Genomic DNA, 3,109 nt, shown 5'->3' with positions numbered 1-3,109 from the left:
GGCTGGTAGAGAAGGTCCTCGTTGGCCTCAGCGGGAGTGGGGCTCAAGGGAGTGGCGATCGCCGCGATCGCTGCCCAAGCAAAAATTGCGGGCTTTTTCAAAAAGCCTCTATAAAACGGAAAGCGCATGTTACTCCTCACATTACACAAAGAAACGAAATAGGCGGCCTCGCTATTGAGATTGAATTGAAGCGAAGGGCGTTGGGAAAGGATACCTATGGGAACTGTTCTGCCATTGGGGCTTAGGCCTTGACTCATCAGAGGAGGCATGGGCATTTGCCCTTACTCTCGGCAATGTCACCGTCACCCGACTCGATGATGACCTTATCGCGAGCAGCGGCCCAGCGGGAAAGATCGACATCGCTTATGCTTTGGTGAGCAGAGAATTCTGTTTAACTCCATAGAATTTCACGGTCTTTAACGCTGAATGGTTGTCAGGCCATTGTCAAAATGAAGCTCAGAAATTTAGTGACAGCGCACTAAGGGTGAATGACCAATCAATTCGAGTCATAGAAATAGTAAATCTATTTTTCCGAGCACAAAATTGATTTTCTTGAACATTATCCGTACAGATGGGCTGAAAGGATAGTGTCGATATTCACCAAAAGCCCAAAGATTCCTAAAAACCTGACTAAAATGACAATACATGAAATCTTGAATAGAAAAAACACAATATTATTTTGAGTAGTCATAGCGTTTTGTCTATGATTAATTTTGCTTATATAAGGCAGAGGTAGGCGATAGGCTTTAGAGAAGGAGAGGAGGGTCTTAGACCTGTTTTCAAAGGCGTCTCGCTGATTTAAATTCGTGGTATAAGCCAAAAATATCGTCTATGAAAAAAATATTTTGTTTGCTTATGTTTTGTATAAAAGATTGACATTCTACGAGTTTTTGCTCCTGATGATCGGACCTCAGGCGGCAGGGGACAATTAAGAGACCAGGGAGTGGGCTCAGCCAATAGGAGCGAGCTCCCTGGTCTTTTGATTCAAGGATGATTACCGCAAAAGTTCATTGATTCCTTGCCCAGAGCGCACTGCCTGATTGTTACTGCTGCGACAGTCATCGTTATTTGGATTCCCATCCAGGCGAATATCTGGGTCGTAGGTGATCAGCAGCTTGTAGGTTGGCGGAAACTCTCCTTCAGCGGGGGAAGAGGAATTCCAGTCGCGCTCGTAGGAAATTTGAGCCGTTGCTCCCGGCGCTAAATTCTGAAAGGAAGAGGTTTTAACCAAGCGGTTATTTTCGTATAGCAGCAGTCCTTGTTGTGACGGTTGTGAGAGGTAGGCAAGTGAACCCACGTTTTTGATGACTCCCGTGATCCGAACTCGGCCGCGAAACTGACTATCGCGTCGAATCACTTGAAACTGAATTGACTCAGCAGCGGGATCGATGCATCGGAGCAAAGGAACGGGCTTAATCTGTAAGTTTGGGCGAGTGACCGGCTCAATGTTTAAATCGGGGTTGATAACCGGCTTGGCGCTGACCTGGTTTGTAGCAGTGCCCGATAAGGAGACTACGATTGCGAGACTGCCTAGGATGAATTTGTTAACCATGGTAGTCCTCCTAATAGACTATGGCTGTTGTTACACTTAGATCCTCTCTCTGGACAGGATGGTTAACTGTGATATCCGGATCTAGATGGGGTGATCAGGAGCACCGATGATGGTGGATGAATGGAGGAGGTCTTCTTGGCAAAACCCTCCCTCCAATCCACACCGTACTCTAACCATCATTTGGCAGAAACCCATGGCAGCCTATCAATTTGTGACCCAATGGCATCTTGCCGCCCCCATCGATACGGTGTGGGCGGCCATTCAGCACACTGAAGATTGGCCCCAGTGGTGGCCTGCGGTGGTTTTGGTGGAGGAACTGAACCCCGGTGCCGCGGATGGATTGGGCAATGTCCGTCGGTTTGTTTGGAAAATGCCCCTGTTTTATACCCTTACCTTTGAAACCGAGGTTGTCCGCATTCAAGCCCCGGTGTTGATGGAGGCGATCGCGGTGGGGGAGGTGGTGGGTAACGGGGTGTGGCAACTGACCAGCACCGATCAAGGAACCAGCGTTACCTATACCTGGACTGTTCGCACCACCAAGGCTTGGATGAATGTGCTGGCGGCGATCGCACGGCCCATTTTGGAATGGAACCACAATGCCGTTATGTATCAGGGTGGTCAGGGGTTGGCTAAGCGCCTCAACACTATACTGTTCAGCATGGACAGTACGGCTGCCTCCTAAGGGGGAATTCACGGGGTCCCTCGGTCTTATGGATCATGGATGCGGTCAAAGAGTTTAGGCGGTTCAGACCTGGAAGAGCGAGTCCTGGAACGTGGATGAAGTAAAGCCTTCAAACTTTGAAGATTCTCAATTTTTACTTCCAAGTATCAGGCCGATTCCGGATAATATCCTAATCTCGGAATGGTAGTCCTAAGAGCGTGTTTGAAAAGTATGAATTTGGGTAGAAAAGCCCACCCCGTGTATGTTGCAAATAGCCATCAGCAACACCGGAGTGAGGCAATGAGTAAAGACTACCCCAGCAACTTAACGCGTGACCAGTATGAATTATTGAGTGACTTACTGCCAGAAGCAAAACCAGGGGGACGTCCCCGCAGTGTCGATTTGTGGGAAGTGCTCAACGCCATCCTGTATGTGCTCGTTGAGGGTGTGCGCTGGCGGGCTTTACCTGCGGACTTTCCAGCATGGCCAACCGTGTATACCTACTTTCGCAATTGGCGCCTAGATGGCACCTGGGTCACTATCCATGACCATCTGCGCGAGTGGGTACGCATGGCCCAACAACGTCATCGACAGCTCTCAGAAGGGGTGATTGATAGTCAAAGTGTTAAAAGTGCTGCCTGTGTCCACGAGAGTGTGGGCTACGATGCTGGTAAGAAGATTAAGGGTCGCAAACGCTTTGTGAGTGTCGATACCCTGGGATTAGTGCTGCGGGTGTTCGTCACTGCTGCCAGTACGCCCGAATGTGAGGGGGGCAAGCAGGTGTTGGCTCGGGTGAAGGCGATAGGAGCCTCCATGCATGCAACTTCTCAATAACAGTTGGGGAAGTGATCACCAGGGGTTGCCAAAAGTGTCAAACTCTGGTCTAACAGAGAGAT

2 protein-coding genes and 1 pseudogene are annotated in these 3,109 nt (G+C 49.3%); 2 read left to right on the top strand and 1 reads right to left on the bottom strand.

What is annotated here, in order from left to right; translation table 11 throughout:
- Positions 1-994: 994 nt before the first annotated feature.
- Complete coding sequence (locus QQ91_RS12845; protein ID WP_166284031.1) at positions 995-1,552, bottom strand: hypothetical protein; 558 nt, start codon at positions 1,550-1,552, stop codon at positions 995-997.
- Positions 1,553-1,745: 193 nt separating this feature from the next.
- Here QQ91_RS12845 and QQ91_RS12840 point away from each other — a divergent pair, with 193 nt between their 5' ends.
- Both QQ91_RS12840 and QQ91_RS12835 read left to right on the top strand, forming a co-directional pair.
- Positions 1,746-2,234, top strand: a complete 489-nt coding sequence (locus QQ91_RS12840; RefSeq protein WP_166284029.1) for an SRPBCC family protein — start codon at positions 1,746-1,748, stop codon at positions 2,232-2,234.
- A 279-nt stretch (positions 2,235-2,513) separates the two neighbouring features.
- Positions 2,514-3,008 (top strand): annotated as a pseudogene (locus QQ91_RS12835) (IS5 family transposase); the annotation flags it as partial.
- Positions 3,009-3,109: the final 101 nt, after the last annotated feature.

The sequence above is a fragment of the Lyngbya confervoides BDU141951 genome, from assembly GCF_000817775.3.
In the GTDB taxonomy this organism is placed as follows: domain Bacteria; phylum Cyanobacteriota; class Cyanobacteriia; order Thermosynechococcales; family Thermosynechococcaceae; genus Lyngbya; species Lyngbya confervoides.
Note: the sequence above shows the minus strand (reverse complement) of the source record. Positions and strands in the feature narration are given on the sequence as shown.

Excerpts from the sequence above, each read along its gene's own strand:
- QQ91_RS12840 (WP_166284029.1), top strand. The coding sequence starts at position 1,746 with ATGGCAGCCTATCAATTTGTGACCCAATGGCATCTTGCCGCCCCCATC.
- QQ91_RS12845 (WP_166284031.1), bottom strand. The coding sequence starts at position 1,552 with ATGGTTAACAAATTCATCCTAGGCAGTCTCGCAATCGTAGTCTCCTTA.